Source organism: Pseudomonas sp. MF4836 (assembly GCF_002018875.1).
GTDB lineage: Bacteria > Pseudomonadota > Gammaproteobacteria > Pseudomonadales > Pseudomonadaceae > Aquipseudomonas.
This window is the reverse complement of record NZ_MVOL01000017.1, coordinates 1-23,004: the sequence shown is the minus strand read 5'-3', so window position 1 is coordinate 23,004 and position 23,004 is coordinate 1. Positions and strand designations below refer to the sequence as shown.

Annotated in this window: 20 protein-coding genes and 2 pseudogenes; 19 read left to right on the top strand and 3 right to left on the bottom strand. The window is 64.6% G+C overall.

What is annotated here, in order from left to right:
- Positions 1-5 precede the first annotated feature (5 nt).
- The 11 genes and pseudogenes from MF4836_RS29910 to yddG all read left to right on the top strand — a co-directional run bounded on the left by MF4836_RS29910 (position 6) and on the right by yddG (position 12,930).
- Entirely contained in the window at positions 6-1,580 is a 1,575-nt protein-coding gene (locus tag MF4836_RS29910) for an ABC transporter substrate-binding protein (protein WP_078473392.1), read from the top strand.
- Positions 1,573-2,649: an ABC transporter permease gene (locus MF4836_RS29905; protein ID WP_078473391.1), complete on the top strand. Its 1,077-nt coding sequence runs from the start codon at positions 1,573-1,575 to the stop codon at positions 2,647-2,649. The genes MF4836_RS29910 and MF4836_RS29905 overlap by 8 nt, the downstream gene beginning before the upstream one ends.
- A 10-nt stretch (positions 2,650-2,659) precedes the next feature.
- On the top strand, positions 2,660-3,505 hold the full coding sequence (locus tag MF4836_RS29900) for an ABC transporter permease (RefSeq protein WP_078473390.1): 846 nt from the start codon (positions 2,660-2,662) through the stop codon (positions 3,503-3,505).
- Positions 3,502-5,304 carry a dipeptide ABC transporter ATP-binding protein gene (locus MF4836_RS29895; RefSeq protein WP_078473389.1) on the top strand — a complete coding sequence of 601 codons (1,803 nt, stop codon included), beginning with the start codon at positions 3,502-3,504 and terminating at the stop codon, positions 5,302-5,304. The genes MF4836_RS29900 and MF4836_RS29895 overlap by 4 nt, the downstream gene beginning before the upstream one ends.
- A 153-nt stretch (positions 5,305-5,457) precedes the next feature.
- Complete coding sequence (locus MF4836_RS29890; RefSeq protein ID WP_078473388.1) at positions 5,458-7,122, top strand: AMP-binding protein; 1,665 nt, start codon at positions 5,458-5,460, stop codon at positions 7,120-7,122.
- A gap of 16 nt (positions 7,123-7,138) precedes the next feature.
- Positions 7,139-7,900 carry an SDR family NAD(P)-dependent oxidoreductase gene (locus MF4836_RS29885; RefSeq protein ID WP_078473387.1) on the top strand — a complete coding sequence of 254 codons (762 nt, stop codon included), beginning with the start codon at positions 7,139-7,141 and terminating at the stop codon, positions 7,898-7,900.
- A gap of 15 nt (positions 7,901-7,915) precedes the next feature.
- On the top strand, positions 7,916-9,109 hold the full coding sequence (locus tag MF4836_RS29880; RefSeq protein WP_078473386.1) for an acetyl-CoA C-acyltransferase: 1,194 nt from the start codon (positions 7,916-7,918) through the stop codon (positions 9,107-9,109).
- Between the two features lie 9 nt (positions 9,110-9,118).
- Entirely contained in the window at positions 9,119-10,246 is a 1,128-nt protein-coding gene (locus tag MF4836_RS29875) for an acyl-CoA dehydrogenase (protein ID WP_078473385.1), read from the top strand.
- Between the two features lie 14 nt (positions 10,247-10,260).
- Positions 10,261-11,034, top strand: coding sequence for an enoyl-CoA hydratase (locus tag MF4836_RS29870; RefSeq protein ID WP_078473384.1), 774 nt, complete (start codon positions 10,261-10,263; stop codon positions 11,032-11,034).
- Between the two features lie 111 nt (positions 11,035-11,145).
- On the top strand, positions 11,146-11,922 hold the full coding sequence (locus tag MF4836_RS29865; protein WP_078473383.1) for a helix-turn-helix domain-containing protein: 777 nt from the start codon (positions 11,146-11,148) through the stop codon (positions 11,920-11,922).
- A 101-nt stretch (positions 11,923-12,023) separates the two neighbouring features.
- A pseudogene (yddG, locus tag MF4836_RS29860) lies at positions 12,024-12,930 on the top strand (aromatic amino acid exporter YddG).
- A gap of 176 nt (positions 12,931-13,106) precedes the next feature.
- On the opposite strand, the gene MF4836_RS29855 reads toward yddG, so the two are convergent.
- The gene (locus MF4836_RS29855) at positions 13,107-14,258 is read right to left on the bottom strand and encodes an acyl-CoA dehydrogenase family protein (protein WP_020297898.1); all 1,152 of its coding nucleotides are present in this window, start codon (positions 14,256-14,258) and stop codon (positions 13,107-13,109) included.
- Positions 14,259-14,261: 3 nt separating this feature from the next.
- Positions 14,262-15,368, bottom strand: a complete 1,107-nt coding sequence (locus MF4836_RS29850) for an enoyl-CoA hydratase/isomerase family protein (protein ID WP_078473382.1) — start codon at positions 15,366-15,368, stop codon at positions 14,262-14,264.
- 504 nt (positions 15,369-15,872) lie between these two features.
- On the opposite strand from MF4836_RS29850, the gene MF4836_RS29845 reads away from it, so the two are divergent.
- The 8 genes from MF4836_RS29845 (at position 15,873) to MF4836_RS29810 (ending at position 22,776) form a co-directional block, all read left to right on the top strand.
- Positions 15,873-16,652, top strand: a complete 780-nt coding sequence (locus MF4836_RS29845) for a transporter substrate-binding domain-containing protein (RefSeq protein ID WP_078473381.1) — start codon at positions 15,873-15,875, stop codon at positions 16,650-16,652.
- Positions 16,653-16,722: 70 nt separating this feature from the next.
- Positions 16,723-17,448, top strand: coding sequence for an ABC transporter permease (locus MF4836_RS29840; RefSeq protein WP_078473380.1), 726 nt, complete (start codon positions 16,723-16,725; stop codon positions 17,446-17,448).
- Positions 17,445-18,155, top strand: coding sequence for an ABC transporter permease (locus MF4836_RS29835; RefSeq protein ID WP_078473379.1), 711 nt, complete (start codon positions 17,445-17,447; stop codon positions 18,153-18,155). Before MF4836_RS29840 ends, MF4836_RS29835 begins: the two co-directional genes overlap by 4 nt.
- A gap of 78 nt (positions 18,156-18,233) precedes the next feature.
- Positions 18,234-18,995 carry an ABC transporter ATP-binding protein gene (locus MF4836_RS29830; RefSeq protein WP_078473378.1) on the top strand — a complete coding sequence of 254 codons (762 nt, stop codon included), beginning with the start codon at positions 18,234-18,236 and terminating at the stop codon, positions 18,993-18,995.
- A 12-nt stretch (positions 18,996-19,007) separates the two neighbouring features.
- Positions 19,008-19,487 carry an Lrp/AsnC family transcriptional regulator gene (locus MF4836_RS29825; protein ID WP_007974731.1) on the top strand — a complete coding sequence of 160 codons (480 nt, stop codon included), beginning with the start codon at positions 19,008-19,010 and terminating at the stop codon, positions 19,485-19,487.
- 389 nt (positions 19,488-19,876) lie between these two features.
- On the top strand, positions 19,877-20,815 hold the full coding sequence (gene ctlX, locus MF4836_RS29820) for a citrulline utilization hydrolase CtlX (RefSeq protein ID WP_078473377.1): 939 nt from the start codon (positions 19,877-19,879) through the stop codon (positions 20,813-20,815).
- Complete coding sequence (astA, locus tag MF4836_RS29815; RefSeq protein ID WP_078473376.1) at positions 20,812-21,846, top strand: arginine N-succinyltransferase; 1,035 nt, start codon at positions 20,812-20,814, stop codon at positions 21,844-21,846. Before ctlX ends, astA begins: the two co-directional genes overlap by 4 nt.
- Before the next feature lie 69 nt (positions 21,847-21,915).
- Positions 21,916-22,776 (top strand): LysR family transcriptional regulator, encoded by an 861-nt coding sequence (locus MF4836_RS29810; RefSeq protein WP_078473375.1) that lies wholly within the window; start codon positions 21,916-21,918, stop codon positions 22,774-22,776.
- Positions 22,777-22,880: 104 nt separating this feature from the next.
- Here MF4836_RS29810 and MF4836_RS34800 read toward each other — a convergent pair.
- Positions 22,881-23,004, bottom strand: a pseudogene (locus MF4836_RS34800) (HPP family protein); the annotation flags it as partial.

Genomic DNA, 23,004 nt, shown 5'->3' with positions numbered 1-23,004 from the left:
GGGCCATGAGTGAGGCATTTTCGCGGCGGATCTTTCTCGGCAACAGCCTGGCCGTCGGTGGCGGGCTGCTGCTGGGCAGCAGTCTGCTCAGCGGTTGTGACGGCGGCGCAGCACCCGCCGACAGCGCGGTGCTGCTCAGCAGCACGCCGGTCCAGGGTGGGCGCTTGCGCATCGGCATTATCGATGGCGACCAGTCCGGTAACCTCGACGCGCACAAGCCGGTGGGCGGCGGAATCATTCGCGGCTGGGCGCTGTACAGCAAGTTCTGGGAATGGAACCGCGACGTCAGCACGCGCCTGGCCCTGGCCGAGTTCGCCGAACCCAATGCCGATGCCAGCGCCTGGACCATTCGCATCAAGCCTGGGCTGGAGTTCCACCACGGCAAGAGCATTGGCGCCGATGACATGCTGTTTTCGATTCTGCGCCTGACCGACCCGAAACTTGCCTCACCCTTTGCCGGGCTGGTGGGGGCCATCGACCGCACGGCCCTGCGCAAGCTGGATGCGCGCACGATCGAGATCCGCTTCAAGCAGGGCCAGAGTTTCTTCCCCCTGGATGAAACCCTGATCAGCTTCGGCGGCATCGTGCCCACCGACTATGACCCGGTGACCAACCCGGTGGGCGCCGGGCCGTACAAACTCAAGAGTTTTATCCCGGGCCAGCGCTCGCTCTACAGCCGCTTCGAGAACTACTACAAACCCGGCCAGCCCTATGCCGATGAACTGGAGATCATCGAATTCAAGGACCAGGTGTCCCGCGCCGCCGCCCTGCGCGCCGGGCAGATCGACGTGGCCAGCGGGGTCCAGGCCGAGCACAGCGCGCTGCTCAAGGCCGATACCCGGCTCAAGCTCTACGTGTCACCCAGTACTTCATTCACCGGCTTCAACCTGAACCTGGCCAAGGCGCCGTTCCAGGATGAGCGGGTACGCCAGGCATTCCGCCTGCTGGCCGACCGACAGGAACTGGTGGACCGCGGCCTCAACGGCTTCGGGCGGATCGCCAACGACCTGTATTCGCCCCACGACCCGACCTACAACCATGCCATCGCCCAGCGCCCCCATGACCTGGACCAGGCGCGCTCCTTGCTGCGCCAGGCCGGGCAGGACGGGTTGCGGGTCGAGCTGACCACCACCCCGGGGCCAGGGGTCAATGCCGCGCTGGTGTTCGCCCAGCAGGCGAAAAAGGCCGGGGTCGAGATCAAGGTGACCCAGGTCGACGGCTCTGTGTTCAACGGCCCGCAGCGGGAAAACTGGCAGTTGTCGCCCGGCGCTACGCCGGCCCGGGGCTTTCTCGCTTCGGCGCTGCACAACGATGCCCCCCAGGCGATCTACAACCGCAGCAACTTCCACGACCCGCGCTTTACCGCGCTCTACCAGCAGGCCCTGGCCCAGCCTGACCTTGCGCTGCGCAAGCAGTTGGTGCATGAGGCGCAAGGTATCCAGCACCAGCGCGGCGGCCTGCTGATCTGGGGCTTCAATGATGTGCTGGATGCGGCCTCGACCCGAGTCGGCGGCTTGCAGCCGGAACAGACCACCTTCGCCTCCTGGCGTTTCGACGAGTTGTGGTTGAACCATGCCTGAGCCGACTGTTGCCAACGCTTCCTGCAAGACCCCACGCACCCCGGCCTGGCTGGCCTGGTTTATCGGGCGCCTGGGCTATGGCCTGCTTACCGCCTGGGTCATCAGCCTGGTGGTGTTTATCGCCACCCAGGCGCTGCCCTCGGACCCGGCGCGGGTGATCCTCGGCCCCGATGCGCCCCTGGAAAGCATCCTTACCCTGCAACGCCAACTGGGCCTGGACCGGCCCATCCTCGAGCAGTACCTGCGCTGGCTGGGCTCGGCCCTGAGTGGCGAGCTGGGGGTGTCCCTGGACTCCAATGCGCCGGTGGCCGACATCCTGTTCGGGCGTTTCGGCTACACCCTGGCCCTGCTCGCCGGGGTCATCGCCCTGGTGGTGCCGCTGGCGTTGCTGTTGGGGGTGTCCCTGGCCTTGCGCCGGGACAGCCGCGTCGATCGCTGGAGCCTGTCGCTGCTGATCTTTCTCAAGGCCACCCCGGGCTTTCTCCTGGCCATCGGCCTGGTGCTGCTGTTTTCCATGCCGCACATGGACCTGCTGCCGGCGGTGTCGATCCTCGACCCGGACAAATCCCTGCTGCGCCAATTGCAGTTCCTGGTGTTGCCGGTGCTGGCCCTCGGCCTGTCCGCGCTGCCGTACCTGACGCGCATGGTGCGCGCCTCGATGATCGAAGCCCTGGAGTCGGACTACGTGGTTGCCGCGCGGCTGCGGGGCATTCCCGAGTGGCGCATCGTCTGGCGCCATACCTTGCCCAATGCCCTGATCCCGGCCATCCAGGGCGTGGCCCTGACCCTGCGCACGCTGATCGGCGGCGCGTTGCTGGCCGAGGTGATCTTCAGCTACCCGGGGATCGGCACCTCCCTCAACTCGGCGATCCAGATGCGCGACCTGCCGATGATCCAGGCCATCGTGCTGCTGATCACCCTCGGTGTGGTGCTGATCAACCTGCTGGCCGACCTGTTGACCGTATTGCTGACCCCGAAACTGCGCACTGCGCGCCGGGTGACCATGATTCGCCGCAACCGCCGGGGCATTCAGCCCTGGTGGCGGCGTTCGCCCTCCAAAGCGCCTTGAGAGGTGACGCATGACTGACGTATCAAGGGCCCGCTGGCAGCGCTGGCTGGCCGAACCGCAAACCCGCAAGGGCGCGCTGATCACCCTGTTGCTGGTGGCTCTGGCCTTGTTCGGCCCCTGGCTGGCGCCCCATGCGCCGACCGACATGCTTGGCCAGGTGTACGGCGCGCCGTCGGTCGCGGCGCCTCTGGGCTATGACTTTCTGGGGCATGACGTGCTGTCGCGGCTGCTCAGCGGTGGCCTGTCGGTGTTGTGGATGTCGCTGGCCGCGGCGGCCATCGCCTTGCTGGTGGGCAGCGCCCTGGGCCTGCTGGCCGGCTTTTCACGGCGACGCCTGGACCAGTTGATCACCTGGCTGGCGGATGTGTCCCTGGCGTTTCCGGACCTGATCCTGGTGCTGTTGATTGTCTCGATGCTGGGCCGCGCGCCCTGGCTGATCGTGCTCACCGTGGCCATCGCCTTCACCCCCGGGGTGATCCGCCTGGCCCGGGGCAGCGCGGTGGCGGTGGCCGGCCAGGAGTTTGTCGAGGCGGCGCAGATGATGGGGTATTCGCGGCGGCGGATTCTGCTGCGCGAGATTCTGCCCAACATCCTCACGCCGCTGCTGGTGCATTTAGGCAACATGCTGACCTGGGGCGTGGGCATGCTCTCGGGCTTGAGCTTCCTCGGCTACGGCGTGGCTCCGCCCACCGCCGACTGGGGTTTGATGATCAATGAAAACCAGGCCGGGCTGCTGGTCCAGCCCTGGGCAGTGCTGGCCCCGGCGGTGCTGATCGGGATCTTCGCCTATGGCACCAATATCCTCGCCGAAGGCATCGGTCGCAGCAGCTCACGGATCGGAGACAAACAACCATGAACGCCATCGCCGGGATCGAGACGCCGCGCAGCCCTGTCAGCACCCGAGTGTTGCAAGTCACTCAATTACGGGTCGAACTGCGGGACCAGGTGGACGTGCTGTCGGGGGTGTCCTTCAGCCTCGACGCCGGGGAGATTGTCGGGCTGGTAGGGGAGTCGGGGTCGGGCAAGACTACCCTGGCGACCGCCTTGCTGGCCCATGCCCGGCGCGGCGCACGGATTGTCAGCGGGCGGGTTGAAGTGGCCGGGCAGGGGCTGCTGGAACTGCAGGGCGAGGCCCTGCGCCAGGCCCGGGGCAGCCTGATCGGCTACGTCGCCCAGGACCCGGCCACTGCGCTCAATCCGGCGCTGCGCATCGGCGGACTGCTGCGCGAAACCCTGGCCGTGCATCAGGTGCGCCTGGACCGCGCGGCCCAGCAACAGCGGATCGTCGAGACCCTGCGCGATGTCGGCTTGCCGGATGACCCGGAGTTTCTGCGGCGCTTTCCCCATCAACTGTCCGGCGGCCAGCAGCAGCGGGTGATGCTGGCCCTGGCGTTTGTCCTGCGGCCACGGCTGATTGTGCTGGACGAACCGACCACGGCCCTGGACGTCACCACCCAGGCCCATATCCTCGCCACCCTGCGTCGGCTGTGCAAAAGCCTGGGGGTGGCGGCGGTGTACGTGTCCCACGACCTGGCGGTGATCAAGGACCTGGTGGACCGGGTGATGGTGATGTACGCCGGCCGCCTGGTGGAGATCGCCAGCCGCGAGGCGCTGTTTACCCGGCCCGCGCACCCTTACACCCGGGGGTTGCTGGCGGCGATCCCGGATGTTGCCCAGCGCCGCGAGCTGCTGGCGATTCCCGGGCACGCCCCGGCACCTGGCCAACGACCCGCCGGTTGCGCCTTCGCTCCCCGCTGCTCGCGGCGGCGTGCCGAGTGCAGCGAAGCCGAGCCGCCCCTGCGCGAGCTGGTGGCGCAGCAGCAGGTGGCCTGTGTCGAACCCTATGTGCAGGGCCTGCAACTGACACCCCAGCTGCCGCTGCTAGCGACTGAAGACAGTGCGCCGCGCCCGGCGCTGCTGGAAATCAACGGCCTGAACCTGGCCTACGACCGCCAGGTGCTGTTCGACGTCTCGCTGCGCCTGCTGCCCGGGGAATGCCTGGCGCTGGTGGGCGAGTCCGGTTCGGGCAAGACCAGCCTGGCGCGGGCGGTGGCCGGGCTTGGGGAAAACGCCGAGGGCGAGCTGCGGTACGCCGGGCAGCCGCTGAAACTGGCGGCGCGCCAGCGGGCTGCCGGGTTGCGGCACCAGATCCAGTACATCTTCCAGAACCCGTACCGCGCGCTGAACCCGCGGCAAAGCGTGTACCAGACCCTGAGCGCGCCCTTGCAGCACTTCTTCGGCATCAAGGGCCCAGCGGCCCGGGAGCGGGTCGAGGCGGTGCTCAAGCGTGTGTCGTTGCCGGCTTCGGTGGCCGACCTGTATCCCCACAGCCTGTCCGGTGGCGAGCGGCAACGGGTGGCCATCGCCCGAGCCCTGATCTGCGAGCCGAAATTACTGATCTGCGATGAAATCACCTCGGCCCTGGACGTCTCGGTGCAGGCCTCGATCCTGGCCCTGTTGCGCCAATTGCAGGCCCAGGGCCTGACCCTGCTGTTTGTCACCCATGACCTGGGGGTGGTGCGGGCGATCGCCGACCGGGTGCTGGTGCTCAAACTCGGGCGGGTGGTGGAGCAGGGGCGGGTGGACGAGGTGCTCGACCGGCCCCAGGCGGCCTACACCCAGACCCTGCTGGAGAATTCGCCGACCCTGGCCTGAGCCGTGCCCCGGGCGCCGCCAGGGTCGGCGCCTTGGCCAAACCAGTCACACAACTTGATGGCTTTGACCATTGCCGCAGCAGGCCTGCAGCGCCAGTATTTCCTCGCTTTTATGGTGTTCCCATCCTAATAAGAACAGCGAGGGATTCTGGCGATGCGCGATTACTTGTCTGCCACAACACAGTTCAACTACCAGCACACCGTCGACGCTGCCCTGGCGGGCAACCTGTCGGCACTCAATGCCTGTATCGAATGTTGTGACCGGCATGCCTTGCCGGGCCGCATCGCTCTGTTCTGGGAAGGCCGCGACGGCAGCAGCGCGACCTACACCTTCAGCGAACTGCAAGACAAGGCCGCGCGTTTCGCCAACTTTCTCGTGGCCCAGGGGGTGGGTAAGGGCGACAAGGTCGCCGGCCTGTTGCCACGCAACGTCGAGCTGCTGATTACCGTGCTCGCCACCTGGCGTATCGGCGCGGTCTATCAACCGCTGTTTACCGCCTTCGGCCCCAAGGCCATCGAGCATCGCCTGAGCAGCTCCGGCGCCGCCCTGGTGGTGACCGATGCGGTCAATCGGCCCAAGCTTGGGGAAGTGGCGGGCTGCCCGACCATCGCCACCGTTGGCGGGGCCAAGGGCCAGGGCATCGTGCGCGGCGATTTCAGTTTCTGGGCCGAACTGGCCAATTACCCGGCCCGGCATGAGCCCGTCATGATGACCGGCGAGGACCCGTTCCTGCTGATGTTCACCTCGGGCACCACCGGTCCGTCGAAAGCCCTGGAAGTACCGCTCAAGGCCATCGTCGCGTTCCAGAACTACACCCGTGACGCGGTGGACCTGCGCCCTGAGGACGCTTTCTGGAACGTCGCCGACCCGGGCTGGGCCTATGGCATCTATTTCGGCGTCACCGGGCCTCTGGGCCTGGGCCACCCGATCACCTTCTACGATGGCCCGTTCACCCTCGAAAGCACTTGCCGGGTGATCAACAAGTACGGCATCAGCAACCTCACCGGTTCACCCACGGCTTACCGCCTGCTGATTGCCGGCGGCGACGACTTTGCCCGTTCGATCAAGGGCCAGCTGCGCATTGTCAGCAGCGCCGGCGAGCCGCTGAACCCGGAAGTGATCCGCTGGTTTGCGGACAACCTGGGGGTGGTGATCCACGACCATTACGGCCAGACCGAGCTGGGTATGGTGCTGTGCAACCACCACGGCCTGGACCACCCGGTGCATGTCGGCGCTGCCGGCTTCGCTTCGCCGGGGCACCGGATCGTGGTGCTGGACGACGATTACCAGGAGCTGGGCGTCGGCCAGCCGGGGATTCTCGCCGTCGACCGCACGCAGTCGCCGATGTGCTGGTTCGCCGGCTACCAGGGCGCGCCGACCAAGGCTTTTGTCGGCAATTATTACTTGAGCGGCGACACCGTCGAGCTCAACCCGGACGGCAGCATCAGCTTTGTCGGGCGCAGTGATGACGTGATCACCACTTCCGGTTATCGGGTCGGCCCGTTCGACGTCGAAAGCGCGCTGATCGAGCACCCGGCGGTGGTCGAAGCCGCAGTGGTGGGCAAGCCGGACCCGGAGCGTACCGAACTGGTCAAGGCCTTTGTCGTGCTCAGCAATCAGTACCGGGCAGCGCCGGAGCTGGCCGAAGAACTGCGCCAGCATGTGCGCAAGCGCCTGGCCGCGCACTCGTACCCCCGTGAAATCGAATTTGTCAGCGAGTTGCCGAAAACCCCAAGCGGCAAATTGCAGCGCTTTATCTTGCGCAACCAGGAGATCGCCAAGGCTCAAGAGGCCGCGGCGCACAACGCTCAAGCTTGAACCCAAGGAAATAATGATGCAGATCGAAAACAAGGTTTTTCTCGTCAGTGGCGGTGCTTCCGGCCTTGGCGCCGCCAGCGCCGAGATGCTGGTGGCCGCGGGTGCCAAGGTGATGCTGGTGGACCTCAATGCCGAGGCGGTGACGGCCCAGGCGCAGAAGCTCGGCTGCCACAGCGTGGTGGCCGACATCAGCCAGGAAGCCGCTGCCGAAGCGGCGGTGCAGGCGACCGTCAAAGCCTTTGGCGCGCTGCACGGCCTGATCAACTGCGCCGGCATCGTGCGCGGCGAGAAGATCCTCGGCAAACACGGGCCCCACGCCCTGGCCAGCTTCAGCCAAGTGATCAACGTCAACCTGATCGGCAGCTTCAACCTGCTGCGCCTGGCCGCTGCCGCCATCGCAGAAAGCGAAGCCAATGCCGATGGCGAGCGTGGAGTGATCATCAACACCGCCTCGGCCGCCGCCTTCGACGGCCAGATCGGCCAGGCGGCCTACGCGGCGTCCAAGGGCGCGATCGCCAGCCTGACCCTGCCTGCCGCCCGTGAGTTGGCGCGCTTTGGCATCCGGGTGATGACCATCGCCCCGGGTATTTTTGAAACCCCGATGATGGCCGGCATGAGCGATGAAGTGCGCGCCGGCCTGGCGGCGGGCGTGCCATTCCCGCCACGCCTGGGCAAACCCGCGGAATACGCGGCGCTGGCCCGGCATATCATTGAAAACAGCATGCTCAACGGCGAGGTGATCCGTCTCGACGGTGCCTTGCGCATGGCCGCCAAATAAGCAGGAGATTGCCCCATGAATACCTCCCAGGATCCCATTGTTATCGTCAGCGCCGTCCGCACCCCCATGGGCGGCTTTCAAGGTGAACTCAAGGGCCTGACAGCTCCGCAACTGGGCGCCGCGGCCATCCGTGCAGCCGTGGAACGCGCCGGCGTGGCCAGCGACACGGTCGACGAAGTGCTGTTCGGCTGCGTGCTGCCGGCCGGCCTCGGCCAGGCTCCGGCGCGCCAGGCTGCCCTGGGCGCGGGGCTGGATAAAGCCACGCGCTGCACCACCCTGAACAAAATGTGCGGTTCGGGCATGGAGGCCGCGATCCTGGCCCACGACATGCTCGTGGCCGGCAGCGCCGAGGTGGTGGTGGCCGGGGGCATGGAAAGCATGTCCAACGCGCCGTACCTGCTGGACCGCGCCCGCAGCGGCTACCGCATGGGCCACGGCCGGGTCATCGACCATATGTTCCTCGATGGCCTGGAGGACGCCTACGACAAGGGCCGGCTGATGGGCACCTTTGCCGAGGACTGCGCCCAGGAGCACGGCTTCAGCCGTGAAGCCCAGGACGCCTTCGCCATTGCCTCCACCACCCGCGCGCAACAGGCGATCCAGGATGGCAGCTTCAAGGCCGAGATCGTGCCGCTGAACGTCACCGTCGGCAAAGAGCAGGTGCTGATCAGCAACGACGAACAGCCGCCCAAGGCCAAGCTGGACAAGATCGCCTCGCTGAAACCGGCGTTCCGCGACGGGGGCACGGTTACCGCCGCCAACTCCAGTTCTATCTCCGACGGCGCGGCGGCCCTGCTGCTGATGCGTCGCTCCCAGGCGCAGAAACTCGGGCTCAAGCCGTTGGCGGTGATTCACGGCCACGCGGCATTTGCCGACACCCCGGGGCTGTTCCCGGTAGCCCCGGTGGGTGCGATCAAGAAACTGATGCAGAAAACCGGCTGGTCCCTGGATCAGGTCGACCTGTTTGAAATCAACGAAGCCTTTGCCGTGGTCAGCCTGGTCACCATGAGCAAGCTGGAAATCCCCCACGACAAGGTCAACGTGCACGGCGGCGCCTGCGCCCTGGGCCACCCGATCGGTGCCTCGGGTGCGCGGATCCTGGTGACCCTGCTGTCGGCCCTGCGCCAGAAAAACCTGAAGCACGGGGTGGCGGCCATCTGCATCGGCGGCGGTGAGGCCACGGCCATGGCCGTTGAATGCCTGTATTGAGGAAGTGCCATGTTGCCCAATGACGAACAACTGCAGATCAGCGAAGCGGCCCGGCAATTTGCCCAGGAACGGCTGAAACCGTTCGCCGCCGAGTGGGATCGCGAACACCGTTTCCCCAAGGAGGCCATCGGCGAGATGGCCGAGCTGGGCTTTTTCGGCATGCTGGTGCCCGAGCAGTGGGGCGGTTGCGACACCGGCTACCTGGCCTATGCCATGGCCCTGGAAGAAATCGCTGCCGGCGACGGTGCCTGCTCGACCATCATGAGCGTGCACAACTCGGTGGGTTGCGTGCCGATCCTCAAGTTTGGCAACGATGAGCAGAAGGAGCGTTTTCTCAAGCCCCTGGCCAGCGGGGCCATGCTCGGCGCCTTCGCCCTTACCGAACCCCAGGCCGGCTCCGATGCCAGCAGCCTGAAAACCCGGGCCCGGCTGGAGGGCGATCACTACGTGCTCAACGGCTGCAAGCAGTTCATCACGTCCGGGCAGAACGCCGGGGTGGTGATTGTGTTCGCGGTCACCGATCCGACGGCGGGCAAGCGCGGGATCAGTGCCTTTATCGTGCCCACCAACTCGCCGGGCTATAAGGTGGCGCGGGTCGAGGACAAACTCGGCCAGCATGCCTCCGACACCTGCCAGATTCTGTTTGAAGACGTGCAGGTGCCAGTGGCCAACCGCCTGGGCGAGGAGGGCGAGGGTTATCGCATCGCCCTGGCCAACCTCGAAGGCGGGCGCGTGGGCATTGCCTCGCAATCGGTGGGCATGGCCCGCGCCGCCTTCGAGGCGGCCCGGGATTACGCCCGGGAACGGGACAGCTTCGGCAACCCGATCATCGAGCACCAGGCGGTGGCTTTCCGCCTGGCGGACATGGCCACCCAGATCGCCGTCGCGCGGCAGATGGTGCATTACGCCGCCGCCCTGCGCGACAGCGGCAAGCCGGCCCTGGTCGAGGCTTCGATGGCCAAGCTGTTCGCGTCTGAAATGGCCGAGAAAGTCTGCTCCTCGGCATTGCAAACCCTGGGCGGTTACGGTTACCTGAGCGACTTTCCGCTGGAGCGCATCTACCGCGACGTGCGGGTTTGCCAGATCTACGAAGGCACCAGTGATATTCAGCGCATGGTCATTTCGCGCAATCTTTGAGAAGGAGCTGCTTCATGAGTTACGAAACGATTCTGCTGGACGTCCAGGGCCGCGTCGGCCTGATCACTCTCAACCGTCCGCAGGCGCTGAACGCGCTCAACGCGCAGATCGTCAGCGAACTGAACCAGGCCCTGGACAGCCTGGAGGCCAACCCGGAAATCGGCTGCATCGTGCTCACCGGCTCGAAAAAAGCCTTTGCCGCCGGCGCCGACATCAAGGAAATGGCCGAGCTGAGCTACCCGCAGATCTACCTCGACGACCTGTTCAGCGACAGCGACCGCGTGGCCAACCGGCGCAAGCCGATCATCGCCGCGGTCAACGGGTTCGCCCTGGGCGGTGGCTGTGAACTGGCGCTGATGTGCGACTTCATCCTGGCCGGCGACAACGCTAAGTTCGGCCAGCCGGAAATCAACCTCGGCGTGCTGCCGGGCATGGGCGGCACCCAGCGCCTGACCCGCGCCGTGGGCAAGGCCAAGGCCATGGAAATGTGCCTGACCGGACGCTTTATCGACGCCGTGGAAGCCGAACGTTGCGGCATCGTCGCGCGCATCGTGCCTGCTGATGAACTGCTGGATGAAGCCCTGAAAGTCGCCACCCTGATCGCCGGCAAGTCAGTGCCGATCAGCATGATGATCAAGGAAAGCGTCAACCGCGCCTTTGAAGTCAGCCTCTCCGAAGGAGTACGCTTCGAGCGCCGGGTATTCCACGCGGCGTTCGCCACCCAGGACCAGAAGGAAGGCATGGCGGCGTTTATTGCCAAGCGCACGCCTGAGTTCAAGGACCAGTAACCTCGCGTCACCGCTCAAGCCGGGGACAGGCCAGCCCCGGACTTGAGCGTTTGTGGCTAGGCGGTGGGCAGTGCTGAAGACCTTCAGGTGCGAATACGAGGAGAGTCATTGATGAGCGCTACCGCCCCCCAATCGTTCTCTTTGGCCGTGCGCTCCTATTCCGGTCAGGTGGAGCTTCACGAACACGACTTTCATCAAATCGTCCTGCCCCAGTCCGGTTCGATGGACATTGAGGTCGATGGACGAGGTGGCAAAGTCGATGGGAGCCAGGGGGTGGTAATCGCCGCGGGCGCCCGCCATACCTTCCTGGCCAACCGCTGCAATAGCTTCCTGGTACTGGACGTGCTGACCCAGGGGGCTCAAGGGCCGAAAAGCGCTGCGCCATTACTTGAGCCACTGAGCGACAAACGCTTTTTTGCAGTCAGGCCCGATATCCGGCATCTGCTGGATTACGCGAGCAGCAACGGGGCAGGGTTAATCAGTTCGCCTGGGATGGTCGAGCCATGGAGCCGATTGCTGCTGTGCTCCTTGTTGCAGCCCGATGTTGCTCCGAACCATCCCGGGCAATTCATCCTCGCCAGGGCGCAGGCCTATATTGAGCGGCATCTGAGCACCCCCATGACGGTGCGTGATATCGCCCGAAATGCAGGCACCAGCGAACGGCGCCTCTATGTCCTGTTCGGCCAGCACCTGAAAACAACCCCGTTTGCCCATATCGCGATGCTGCGCCTGAACCTGGCCATCGACCTGCTGCGCCAGACCTCGTTATCGATCATTGAGATTGCCCATCGTGCGGGTTATGCCGACCAGAGTGCGCTGACCCACGCCCTGAAAAAAGCCCGCAACCTGACCCCCGCCTCGGTGCGTAAACAAGCGCGCGAGCACTGAAAACGGCAGCCCCGAACAAATTTTCGGCAGCCTCTATCAATACGAAGCCCTGCAACCTTTCTATTGTCCCCTGATGAGGATCATCCGCAGACGGGGCTTGCATGAACACTTCCAATCCTTCCATCACCATCGTCAAGGGTGCCGCAGGCGCCACGTTGATTGGGGTGATTGCAGTGTTTCTATGGGCGTGCCTGGCGCTGCTGACCACCTTGACCGCAGGTATCCCGCCGTTTCAGTTGCTGGCATCGAGCTTCGCTGTCGCCTTCCTGGCCAGCCTGTGTACGCTCGGCCTGCGCGGCACGGGCGGGTTCAGCAGTTGGCGCCAGCCCTGGTATGTGTGGGCAACCGGGTTCGCCGGGATTTTCGTCTACCACGCCTTGTATTTCTTTGCCCTGAAGGTCGCGCCCGCTGCTGAAGCGAGCCTTATCGCCTACCTGTGGCCGCTTCTGATCGTGCTGCTGTCGAGCTTTTCAAGCGGCGAGTCCCTGAGTAAGCGCCAACTGCTGGGCGCCTTGCTCGGTCTCGGGGGAACAGCCTTCATCATGCAACAGCGCGCCCACAGTGAAAGCGTGGCGGTGCCGGTCATCGGCTATGCCGCTGCCTTTGCCTGCGCCTGGGTCTGGTCGATTTATTCGGTCGTCAACCGACGTTTCAGCGATGTCCCGAGCAGCATCATCGGTGGTGTCTGCGGCTTGGTAGCGGTCGCCGGGTTGCTCTGCCACCTGGCTTTCGAAACCACGGTCAAGCGCTGAAGCGGCCCAATGGGCGGCGATTATCGCCCTGGGGCTGGGCCCGGTGGGCCTGGCTTTTTTTGCCTGGGATCACGCCACCAAGCACGGCAACCTGGCGATGCTGGGGGCCTTGTCTTACCTGGCGCCATTGTTCTCCACGCTGCTGCTGATTGCCGTGGGACAAAGCGACGCCAAACCGATCCTGATAATCCCCGCGGTGTTGATCATCACGGGGGCTGTCATTGCCACTTCACGCTCACGCAAGACCTCAGCGTGATATCGACCCGTCAAGCAGACAGGTAACCGCCGTCGCGCCAATGACGCTGACCGTGTCAGGCCGTGGCACCTGGCCCGTGGACGCTTGACTGAAGGCGCTTTGAGCGCTGGATGGAGGCCAGTCACCATGAAAAATCGCAGCCATGGCTGCGATTTTTTTGCATCAAGGAGTACTGATTACAACTGGTAGTGCTTCAACTCCCGGGCAATCAGCATGCGTTGAATCTCGCTCGAGCCTTCGTAGATCTGGGTAATCCGTGCATCGCGGTAGTAGCGCTCCACCGGATAGTCCTCCAGGTACCCGTAGCCGCCATGGATCTGCATCGCCGAGGAGCAGACTTTCTCGGCGATTTCCGAGGCGAACAACTTGGCCTGGGACGCTTCCGACAGGCACGGCTTGCCGGCGCTGCGCAGACGCGCGGCGTGCAGGATCAGCAGGCGCGCCGCGTTGAGGCGGGTCTGCATGTCGGCCAGCATATTGGCGATGCTCTGATGCTCGATGATCGGCTTGTCGAACTGCACCCGGTCGCGGGAGTAGGCCAGGGCGGCTTCAAAGGCGGCGCGGGCGATGCCCAGGGCCTGGGCGGCAATGCCGATGCGGCCGCCTTCAAGGTTGGACAGGGCAATGGCCAGGCCCTTGCCCCGTTCGCCCAGCAGGTTGGCTTCGGGGATGGTGCAGTTGTTGAGGGTTACCGCGCAGGTGTCGGAGGCGCGAATGCCCATTTTGTGTTCGGTGCGGTCGACGATAAACCCTGGGGTGTCGGTGGGCACCAGGAACGCCGACAGGCCTTTCTTGCCCAGTTCGGGGTCGGTCACCGCAAAGACGATGGCCAGCTTGGCGCGCTTGCCATTGCTGACGAACTGCTTGGCACCGTTGATCACCCACTGGCCGTCGCGCAGTTCGGCGCGGGTGCGCAGGTTGTGCGCTTCGGAGCCGGCCTGGGGCTCGGTCAGGCAAAAGCAGCCAATGCTCTGGCCGCTGGCCAGTTGCGCGAGCCAGGTCTGTTTTTGCGCTTCGCTGCCGTAATTGAGGATCGGCCCGCAGCCCACCGAGTTGTGGATGCTCATCAGTGCACCGGTGGCGCCGTCGCCAGCGGAGATTTCTTCGACCGCCAGGGCATAAGCCACGTAGTCGACGTAAGTGCCACCCCATTCCTCGGGCACCACCATGCCCAACAGGCCCAGTTCGCCCATCTTCGCCACCAGGGCGTCGTCGATCCAGCCGGCTTTTTCCCAGGCCTGGGCGTGGGGGGCGATTTCACCGCGGGCAAAATCCCGGGCCATGTCGCGGATCATCACTTGTTCTTCGGTCAGTTCAATGTCGTGCATGGCTCAGCTCCCGCTGGTGTCGAAGCCGCTGAAGAAACTCGCCACGTGCCCGGCGTCGAGCGCCTGCAGGGTCGGTGGGTTCCAGCGCGGCGTCTTGTCTTTGTCGATCAGCAAGGCGCGCACGCCTTCGATCAGGTCGCCGCGCTCGAACCACTGACGGTCCAGGTGCAGCTCCAGGGCGAAGCAATGTTCCAGGCTCAGGTGGCGTCCGCGGCGCAGCATCTCCAGGGTCACGGCCATGGCCAGGGGCGAGCGGCTCTCCAGCAGGTCGGCGGTGGCGTGGGCCCATTCGCGGCTGTCGCCGAGGCTGACCTCGCGCAGTTGCTCGACGATGCTCGGCACGTCGGGCAGGGCGAAGTAATGGTCGATGGCCGGGCGCAGGGCGGCCAGCGGCGCATCCGGCAGTTGTTGCACACCGAGCTTGGCCAGCACCCCTTGCAGGTCCTTGAGCGGCATATCGCTCCATTGCAGGTGGTCGAGGCGCTGGTCAAGCAGGCCCAGTCGGTCGCTGTCCAGGTGCCAGTCGGCAAGCCCGCAGTACAGGGCATCGGCGGCGCGAATCTGCACGCCGCTCACGCCCAGGTACAAGCCCAGTTCCCCGGGAATGCGCGACAGGAAGTAACTGCCGCCGACGTCGGGGAAGTAACCGATGGCCACTTCCGGCATCGCCAGACGGCTGCGTTCGGTGACCACCCGCAGATCGGCGCCTTGCACCAGACCCATGCCGCCGCCCAGGACAAAGCCGTCCATCAGCGCCAGCACCGGCTTGCGGTAGTGGTGGATCGTCAGGTCCAGGGCGTATTCCTCGACGAAGAAGTCCTGGTGCAGGGTCTGGCCATTCTTGAAGCTGTCGTACAGCGAGCGGATATCGCCGCCGGCACAAAAGGCTTTTTCCCCTGCGCCGCGCAAGACCACCGCGTGCACTTGCGGGTCCTGGGCCCAGGCATCGAGTTGCTGCTGCAAGGTGCGCACCATCTGCAGGGTGATGGCGTTGAGACCGGCGGGGCGGTTGAGGGTCAGGTGGCCGATGTGGTTGCGGACCTCGACCAGCACTTCATTGCACGTGCTGTCGATGTCCCGTGTCGCCTGGGATGAAACCTGAGCAGTCATCACTAACTCCCTGCTTTTATTGTTCTTTATAGGACGCTCGCGCGCGAGCGATGGCGGATCGTAACAGTGCAAATTTGCCAAGTACAACCGGGATAACTGCAGGTTGCCTGTGCATTTTTACCTTATGGGTAAGCCCGCAACCCGCGACCGGGCTTGCGCTTCGCAGGGTACAAAAAGCGACGCATTATTGATTTACAAGCCCAATCCTGAGCCATGACGACAGAATCGGCTGTCAGACGGCTGTGTTCAGCATGGTTCGGCTGTCTGGGCGGGGCCTTACGACACCTGGCCGACCCCGGCTATTGGCATTCTGGCGGTCCGTTACAGCGCACCCAGGTGGTGACTGAGGACGGACGACACGTTCGACGACCGGTGACTGCCGGTCGAAAACAACAATAAGACACCCCTGCGATGGACCTCGCAATAACTCTCTGCCCCTGTCGAAAAGTGTGGTTCGGTGCCTGCGCCGGCCGCGATAAATCCAAATACTCCGGGACTCTGAAGATGAACAATAAATGGCTGGCTTTGCCTGCACTGGCGTTGGCGTTGTGCGCGACCGGTGCCAGCGCCAAGGAATGGAAAGAACTGCGATTCGGCGTCAACCCCAGCTATCCGCCGTTTGAATCGACCACCGCCGATGGCGGCGTGCAGGGCTTCGGCGTCGACCTGGGCAATGCCATCTGCGCCGAGCTCAAGCTCAAGTGCGTGTGGGTCAGCAATGACTTCGACGGCCTGATCCCGGCCCTCAAGGCTGGCAAATTCGACGCCATCGAGTCGTCGATGACGGTCACCGATGCACGGCGCAAACAGATCGACTTCACCGACCGCCTGTATGCCGGGCCGACCGCCATCGTCACCCGCAAGGACTCGGGCCTGCTGCCGACCGGCGAGTCGCTCAAGGGCAAGACCCTGGGCTACATGCAGGGCACCATCCAGGAAACCTACGCCAAGGCCAAGCTCGGTCCGGCCGGGGTCAAGTTGCGTGCCTATCAGAATCAGGACCAGGTTTACGCCGATCTGGTGTACGGCCGTCTGGACGCCTCGATTCAGGACAAACTACAAGCGCAGATGAGCTTCCTGACATCGCCCCAGGGCGCTGACTTCCAGAACAGCGAGGGCATCAGCGACCCGTTGGTGCCGTCGGAAATCGCCATTGGCCTGCGCAAGGACCAGGACGAACTCAAGGGCATGCTCAACGCCGCGATCAAGGCCCTGCACGAGAAGGGCATCTACGCCCAGATCCAGCAGAAGCACTTCGGTGATCTGGACCTCTACAACAACTGATCCGCGAACCCTGCCCGGCGCCGTGCGATGCGGCGCCGCGTAGGGCTGTGGCGCATCAAAGGTGACTGGCGTGAATACCTTCCTCAATCTTTTCGGTCTCGATCTCGGGGCCCTGCAGGGCTATGGCCCGCTGTTGCTGCACGGCACCTGGGTCACTCTGAAACTGTCGGCACTGGCGCTGCTGGTGAGCATGCTCCTGGGCCTGCTGGGCGCGGCGGCCAAGCTTTCGCCGCTGCGCCTGCTGAACGTGCCGGCGACCCTCTACACCACGCTGATTCGCGGCGTGCCGGACCTGGTGCTGATGCTGCTGATCTTCTACAGCCTGCAGGGCTGGCTCAGCAGCCTCACCGAGTTCATGGGCTGGCCGTTCATGGAGATCGATCCGTTCGTGGCCGGCATCATCACCCTGGGCTTTATCTATGGTGCGTACTTCACCGAGACCTTTCGCGGGGCGATTCTCAGCGTGCCCCGGGGCCAGCAGGAAGCCGCCGCGGCTTTTGGTCTCAATCGCTGGCAACGCTTCCGGCACGTGGTCTTCCCGCAAATGATGCGCTTTGCCTTGCCGAGCCTGGGCAACAACTGGCTGGTGCTGCTCAAGGCCACCGCCCTGGTGTCGATCATCGGTCTGTCGGACCTGGTCAAAGTGGCTCAGGAAGCCGGCAAGAGCACCTTCAATATGCTGGATTTCCTGTTGCTGGCCGGCGCCCTGTACTTGCTGATCACCAGTGCTTCCAACTACCTGCTGCGGGTGCTTGAGCGGCGTTACAACCAGGGCGTACGAGGGATGTCGCGATGATCGAACTGATTCAGGAATACTGGAAAGCCTTTCTGTTCAGTGATGGCGAAGGCCTGACCGGGCTGGCCATGACCCTGTGGCTGCTGGTGGCGAGCATCGCCATGGGCTTTGTCCTGTCGCTGCCGCTGGCGATCATGCGTACTTCGCGCTGGGCGCTGCTGCGCTGGCCGGTGCAGCTGTTCACCTATGTGTTTCGCGGGACGCCGTTGTATATCCAGCTGCTGATCTGCTACAGCGGCATCTACGGCATCGCCGCCGTGCGGGCCCAGCCGCTGCTCGAAGGGTTTTTTCGCGATGCGATGAACTGCACCTTGCTCGCATTCACCCTCAATACCTGCGCCTACACCGTGGAGATTTTCGCCGGGGCGATTCGCAGCATTCCCTACGGTGAGATCGAGGCCGCCCATGCCTATGGCCTGAGCGGCTGGCGCCTGTACCTGCGGCTGATCCTGCCTTCGGCGCTGCGCCGGGCCCTGCCGTTCTACAGCAACGAAGTGATCCTGATGCTGCACGCGACCTCCGTGGCGTTCACCGCGACCATCCCCGACATCCTGAAAATCGCCCGTGACGCCAATGCCGCGACCTTTATGACCTTCCAGGCATTCGGCATTGCCGGCTTGCTCTACCTGGCCCTGTCATTCGGCCTGGTGGGGGCCTTTCGCCTGGCCGAGCGCCGCTGGCTGAACTTTCTCGGGCCCGCGCACTGACCCTGTGCGGTGCGTGTCGACCTGCCCTTATTTTTGTGTGAAGTGCCAGCCGGCGGGCGGGCGCTTCAGGAGTAGCCCATGTACAAACTGACCGTTGAAAATCTCTACAAGCGATTTGGTGACAACGAGGTGCTCAAGGGCGTCTCGTTGAAGGCGCGCGCAGGCGACGTGGTGAGCATGATCGGTGCCAGCGGCTCCGGTAAAAGCACCATGCTGCGTTGCATCAACTTTCTGGAGCGGGCCGACGAGGGCAGCATCGAGCTGGATGGCGAGCGTATCGCCACCCGCGCGGCCCCCGGCGGCATGCGGGTGGCCAGCCCGGCCCAGTTGCAGCGCTTGCGCACGCGGCTGGCCATGGTGTTCCAGCACTTCAACCTGTGGAGCCACCTGACCGTACTGGAAAACATCACCCTCGCGCCGTGCCGGGTGTTGGGCGTCAGCCGCAAGGACGCCGAACAGAGCGCCCGGGCCTACCTGGACAAGGTCGGCCTGCCGCAGCGGGTCGCCGAGCAGTATCCGGCGTTTCTCTCCGGTGGCCAGCAACAGCGCGTGGCGATTGCCCGGGCGCTGGCGGTGGAACCGGAGATCCTGTTGTTCGACGAGCCGACCTCGGCGCTCGACCCGGAACTGGTGGGAGAGGTGCTCAAGGTGATCCAGGCCCTGGCCGAGGAGGGGCGTACCATGTTGATGGTCACCCACGAAATGGGCTTTGCCCGGCAGGTGTCGAGCCAGGTGTTGTTTTTGCATCAAGGACGGGTCGAGGAACAGGGCGATGCACAGATCCTCGACCAGCCACAAAGTGAACGTTTGCAGCAATTTTTATCCGGCCGTTTGAAGTGAGGGAAAACACCCATGGCGGACATCCGCGACCTGTCGATCGTGCTTGATCGGATCGATCAGGCGATCATCGAGGTGCTGCGCCACGAAGGGCGCATCACCTACCAGAAACTCTCCGAACGCGTGCACCTGACTCCCAGGCCATGCCTGGAACGGGTGCGCAAGCTCGAACAACTCGGAGTGATCCGCGGCTACGGCGCGATTCTCGACGAGAAAAAGCTGACCCCGGGGTTGTCGTTGCTGGTACTGGTGGCGTTGTCCAACCAGAGCGGGCGCGCCGCGCAGAAGGCCTTCGAAGCCAAAGTCCGCGCCTGCCCCCAGGTGCTCGAATGCCGGTTGATCAGCGGCGCCTTCGACTACAGCCTGCGCATGCGCTGCCGCGACATGGAGCATTACCGGGTGCTCACTGAAGTCTGGTTCGACGACCCCGATCTGCACATCGACAAACTGGTCAGCCACCCCGAACTGGCGATGGTCAAGACCACCATGGAGTGACCCCGTGGTCGCTGCCGCAAGGCAGCGCCCGCGCCCACGCAGTCACGCAACATTCCAGCGCCTGTCTCGCCTGTATGGCCCTTCGCAACACCGCAACTCCAGCTGATCCCAGCACCGCCCGCTTATTAGTCGCTGCCCCCAGGCCCGGACCTCATTCGGATGCGGGCCCTCTGCAACATCGCACTCTGACCTGATATTCCACGGCGCCTGCGACGGCCAGCGCAGCCTGGCGGCAGCGGCTACGGGCCGCGTTTTTCGGCGCCGCCGAATCGGCTGCACGCCGGCGCGCTTTCAGCCATTTCCGGCATCGCCCCCGGCCTTATCAGCCGGGTTTTTCCGGCTCCGAGCCCGACAATGAGCGCCTCTCAACCCTCATTGATGCTGTGCCCATGCAAACCACCAATACCGTTTTGATGATTCGCCCGACACGTTTCTCCTTCAATCAGGACACCGCCGCCAACAACCGCTTCCAGCGCCCCGCGGCAGTCGCCGAAGATGTGCAGCGCCAGGCCCTGCAAGAGTTCGACGGCTATGTCGCGGCGTTGCGCGCCGAGGGGGTGGAGGTCATGGTGCATGACGACGCCGAGGCGCCGCACACGCCGGACTCGATCTTCCCCAACAACTGCTGGAGCAGCCACCCCGACGGCACCCTGGTGCTGTACCCGATGCAGGGCCATAACCGGCGCCTGGAGCGCGATAAAGGTGTGCTCGAGCGCTTGCGCGATGCCTATCAGGTCGAACAACTGCTCGACCTGTCGAGCCTGGAGCAGCAGGAAATCTTCCTCGAAGGCACCGGCAGCATGGTCCTGGACCGCGAACGGCGGATTTGCTACGCCGGCTATTCCACCCGTACCCATGCCCGGGCCCTGGATCAGTTGATCCAGCACCTGGGCTATGAGTTGTGCGCCTTCAGCGCCGTCGACCGCCAGGGCGTGGCGATCTACCACACCAATGTAATGATGAGCGTCGGCACCCGCCTGGCCGTGGCGTGCCTGGAATCGGTGCGCGATTTGGGCGAGCGCCGGGCCTTGCACAGCCGTCTCGAAGACAGCGGGAAACAGGTCATGGCCTTGAGCTGGGATCAGCTGGAGTCCTTCGCCGGCAACATGCTGGAGGTGCACACCCGCACCGGCGAGCCGCTGCTGGTGATGTCGCGCACCGCCTGGCAGTCCCTGGATGGCGAGCAGCGGCGACTGGTAGAGCGCCATGCCCGACCGCTGCCGGTGAACATCGACACCATCGAACGCATTGGCGGCGGCAGCGCGCGCTGCATGCTGGCCGAAGTCTATCTACCCAAACGTGCCACCCCTCTGGAGCAATCGCGATGATCGTGCGTCCCGCTACATTGGCCGACCTGCCGGCCTTGTTGACCCTGGCCCACAGCGCCGGAACCGGCCTGACCACCTTGCCGGCAGATGCCGGGCGCTTGCGCCAGCGCCTGGAGTGGGCTGAAAAGACCTTTGCCGGGCAAGCCGAACGCGCCGATGCCGACTACCTGTTCGTGCTCGAAGGTGAAAACGGCGAGGCCTTGGGGATCTGTGCCCTGGCCGGGGCCGTGGGCCTGCGTGAGCCCTGGTACAACTACCGCCTGGGATTGTTTGTGGCGGCGTCCAAGGACCTGGGGATCAACCAGCAACTGCCGACCCTGTTCCTGGGCAACGACATGACCGGGCATTCGGAGCTGTGCTCGCTGTTTCTTCACGCCAACCACCGCAGCGGCCTTAATGGGCGCCTGTTGTCCAAGGCGCGGTTTTTGTTCCTGGCGGAGTTCCGCGAGCATTTCGGCGACAAGGTGATCGCCGAGATGCGCGGGTTCTCGGATGAAGAGGGCGTCTCACCGTTCTGGGAGGGCCTGGGCCGGCATTTTTTCAAGATGGATTTTGCCGACGCCGACTACCTGACCGGCCTGGGCAACAAGACGTTTATTGCCGAGTTGATGCCCAAGTTCCCGCTGCCCACCTGCCTGTTGCCCCAGGAGGCGCGCTCGGTGATCGGCCGCGTCCACCCCAACACCGAGCCGGCCCTGGGCATGCTCAAGTCCGAGGGTTTCGGCTTCAAGGACTACATCGATATTTTCGACGGCGGGCCGCTGATCGAGTGCGCCACCGGCGAGATTCGTGCGGTGCGTGACAGCCAGGTGCTGCAACTGAGCATCGGTACGCCGGGCGAGCAGGCCGAACCCTACCTGATCCACAATCGCCAGTTCGCCGACTGCCGGATTACCGCAGCCCCGGCCCGGGTGGCGGCCGGCACCCTGATTGTCGCCGCCAGCACTGCCGCCAGCCTGGGCTTGAACGCCGGCAGCTCGGTACGAGCGGTGAGCCTGGCGGTGCCGCAGCAGCAGCTGTCGGCAGCCTGAGCAACACCGCTGCAGCGCGGGCGGGCGAGCGCCGCTACAATGGCGCTCGACTTTTGTGTCCGAGGCACCATGGATATCGAGCTGGCCCGCACCTTTTTGCAAATCGTCCGCAGCGGCAGCCTGGTGGCCGCCGCCGAGCATCTGCACCTGACCCAGACCGCCATCAGCGCCCGGGTGCAGAACCTCGAAAGCCAGCTCAACTGCAAGCTGTTCGTGCGCAATCGTGCCGGGGCCCGGCTGACGCCCGACGGCGAAGCCTTCATTGTCTACGCCAACCAGTTGCTGCAGACCTGGGAAGCCGCCCGGCGCGACCTGCCGTTGCTGGAGGGGTATCGCAATGTGCTGCACATCGGCGGCGAAATCAGCCTGTGCAACCCGCTGATGCTGAACTGGGTGCGACGCCTGCGCCTGGCGATTCCCAGCCACGCGATCCGCAGCCAGGTGGGAGACGGCGCGAGCCTGCAGCGGCAACTGGAGATGGGCGTGCTGGATGCTGCGCTGGTGTATCAGCCGGTGTACTGGCCGGGCTTGCAGGTCGAGCAGTTGCTGGAGGAAAAACTGATCCAGGTGCGTCTAGCCGGCCAGCCCGAGCCTTATGTGTATATCGACTGGGGCGATGATTTCCGGCGTCAGCACGACGCGGCGCTGCCGGATCAGGCCAAGGCCGCGGTGGGCTTCAACCTCGGGCCGCTGGCGTTGCAATTCATCCTTGAGGGCGGTGGCAGCGGCTACTTCCGGACCCGGGTGGTGCAGAGCTACCTCGACAGCGGCGTGCTGGAACGGGTGGAAAAAGCCCCGGAATTCAGCTTCCCGACCTACCTGCTGTATGCCCGCGAGCGCGACTCCGTCGAGTTGCAACAGGCCTTCGACGTGCTGCGCGAGGTCATCGCCGGCGACAACGACTGGTCCCAGCGGTGGTCGCCTTTGTAATCACACGATGGCCGTAACCGACACGGCCGCTGCGGCGGTGGTGATGGCCAGCGCAGCCTGCGGCAGCGGCTACAGGTTGCCCGGCATACCACGATGGCGTCTGGTCAGAGTCTGGGGGCCAGCACTTCGCCGATGCTGCGCCGGCGGGCGTGGGCTTCGCTGGCGTGAATCAGTTGTTCGAGGTCTTGCGGGGTGACGTCGAAAAACTCCTGCATCTCCGCCAGGGCC

Bases quoted from the DNA above. Each gene is read 5' to 3' on its own strand.
- MF4836_RS29850 (WP_078473382.1), bottom strand. From the start codon at position 15,368: ATGACTGCTCAGGTTTCATCCCAGGCGACACGGGACATCGACAGCACG.
- MF4836_RS29910 (WP_078473392.1), top strand. From the start codon at position 6: ATGAGTGAGGCATTTTCGCGGCGGATCTTTCTCGGCAACAGCCTGGCC.
- MF4836_RS29905 (WP_078473391.1), top strand. From the start codon at position 1,573: ATGCCTGAGCCGACTGTTGCCAACGCTTCCTGCAAGACCCCACGCACC.
- MF4836_RS29880 (WP_078473386.1), top strand. From the start codon at position 7,916: ATGAATACCTCCCAGGATCCCATTGTTATCGTCAGCGCCGTCCGCACC.
- MF4836_RS29875 (WP_078473385.1), top strand. From the start codon at position 9,119: ATGTTGCCCAATGACGAACAACTGCAGATCAGCGAAGCGGCCCGGCAA.
- MF4836_RS29845 (WP_078473381.1), top strand. From the start codon at position 15,873: ATGAACAATAAATGGCTGGCTTTGCCTGCACTGGCGTTGGCGTTGTGC.
- MF4836_RS29825 (WP_007974731.1), top strand. From the start codon at position 19,008: ATGGCGGACATCCGCGACCTGTCGATCGTGCTTGATCGGATCGATCAG.
- astA (WP_078473376.1), top strand. From the start codon at position 20,812: ATGATCGTGCGTCCCGCTACATTGGCCGACCTGCCGGCCTTGTTGACC.
- MF4836_RS29810 (WP_078473375.1), top strand. From the start codon at position 21,916: ATGGATATCGAGCTGGCCCGCACCTTTTTGCAAATCGTCCGCAGCGGC.
- MF4836_RS29890 (WP_078473388.1), top strand. From the start codon at position 5,458: ATGCGCGATTACTTGTCTGCCACAACACAGTTCAACTACCAGCACACC.
- MF4836_RS29830 (WP_078473378.1), top strand. From the start codon at position 18,234: ATGTACAAACTGACCGTTGAAAATCTCTACAAGCGATTTGGTGACAAC.
- MF4836_RS29865 (WP_078473383.1), top strand. From the start codon at position 11,146: ATGAGCGCTACCGCCCCCCAATCGTTCTCTTTGGCCGTGCGCTCCTAT.
- ctlX (WP_078473377.1), top strand. From the start codon at position 19,877: ATGCAAACCACCAATACCGTTTTGATGATTCGCCCGACACGTTTCTCC.
- MF4836_RS29900 (WP_078473390.1), top strand. From the start codon at position 2,660: ATGACTGACGTATCAAGGGCCCGCTGGCAGCGCTGGCTGGCCGAACCG.
- MF4836_RS29895 (WP_078473389.1), top strand. From the start codon at position 3,502: ATGAACGCCATCGCCGGGATCGAGACGCCGCGCAGCCCTGTCAGCACC.
- MF4836_RS29870 (WP_078473384.1), top strand. From the start codon at position 10,261: ATGAGTTACGAAACGATTCTGCTGGACGTCCAGGGCCGCGTCGGCCTG.
- MF4836_RS29885 (WP_078473387.1), top strand. From the start codon at position 7,139: ATGCAGATCGAAAACAAGGTTTTTCTCGTCAGTGGCGGTGCTTCCGGC.
- MF4836_RS29835 (WP_078473379.1), top strand. From the start codon at position 17,445: ATGATCGAACTGATTCAGGAATACTGGAAAGCCTTTCTGTTCAGTGAT.
- MF4836_RS29855 (WP_020297898.1), bottom strand. From the start codon at position 14,258: ATGCACGACATTGAACTGACCGAAGAACAAGTGATGATCCGCGACATG.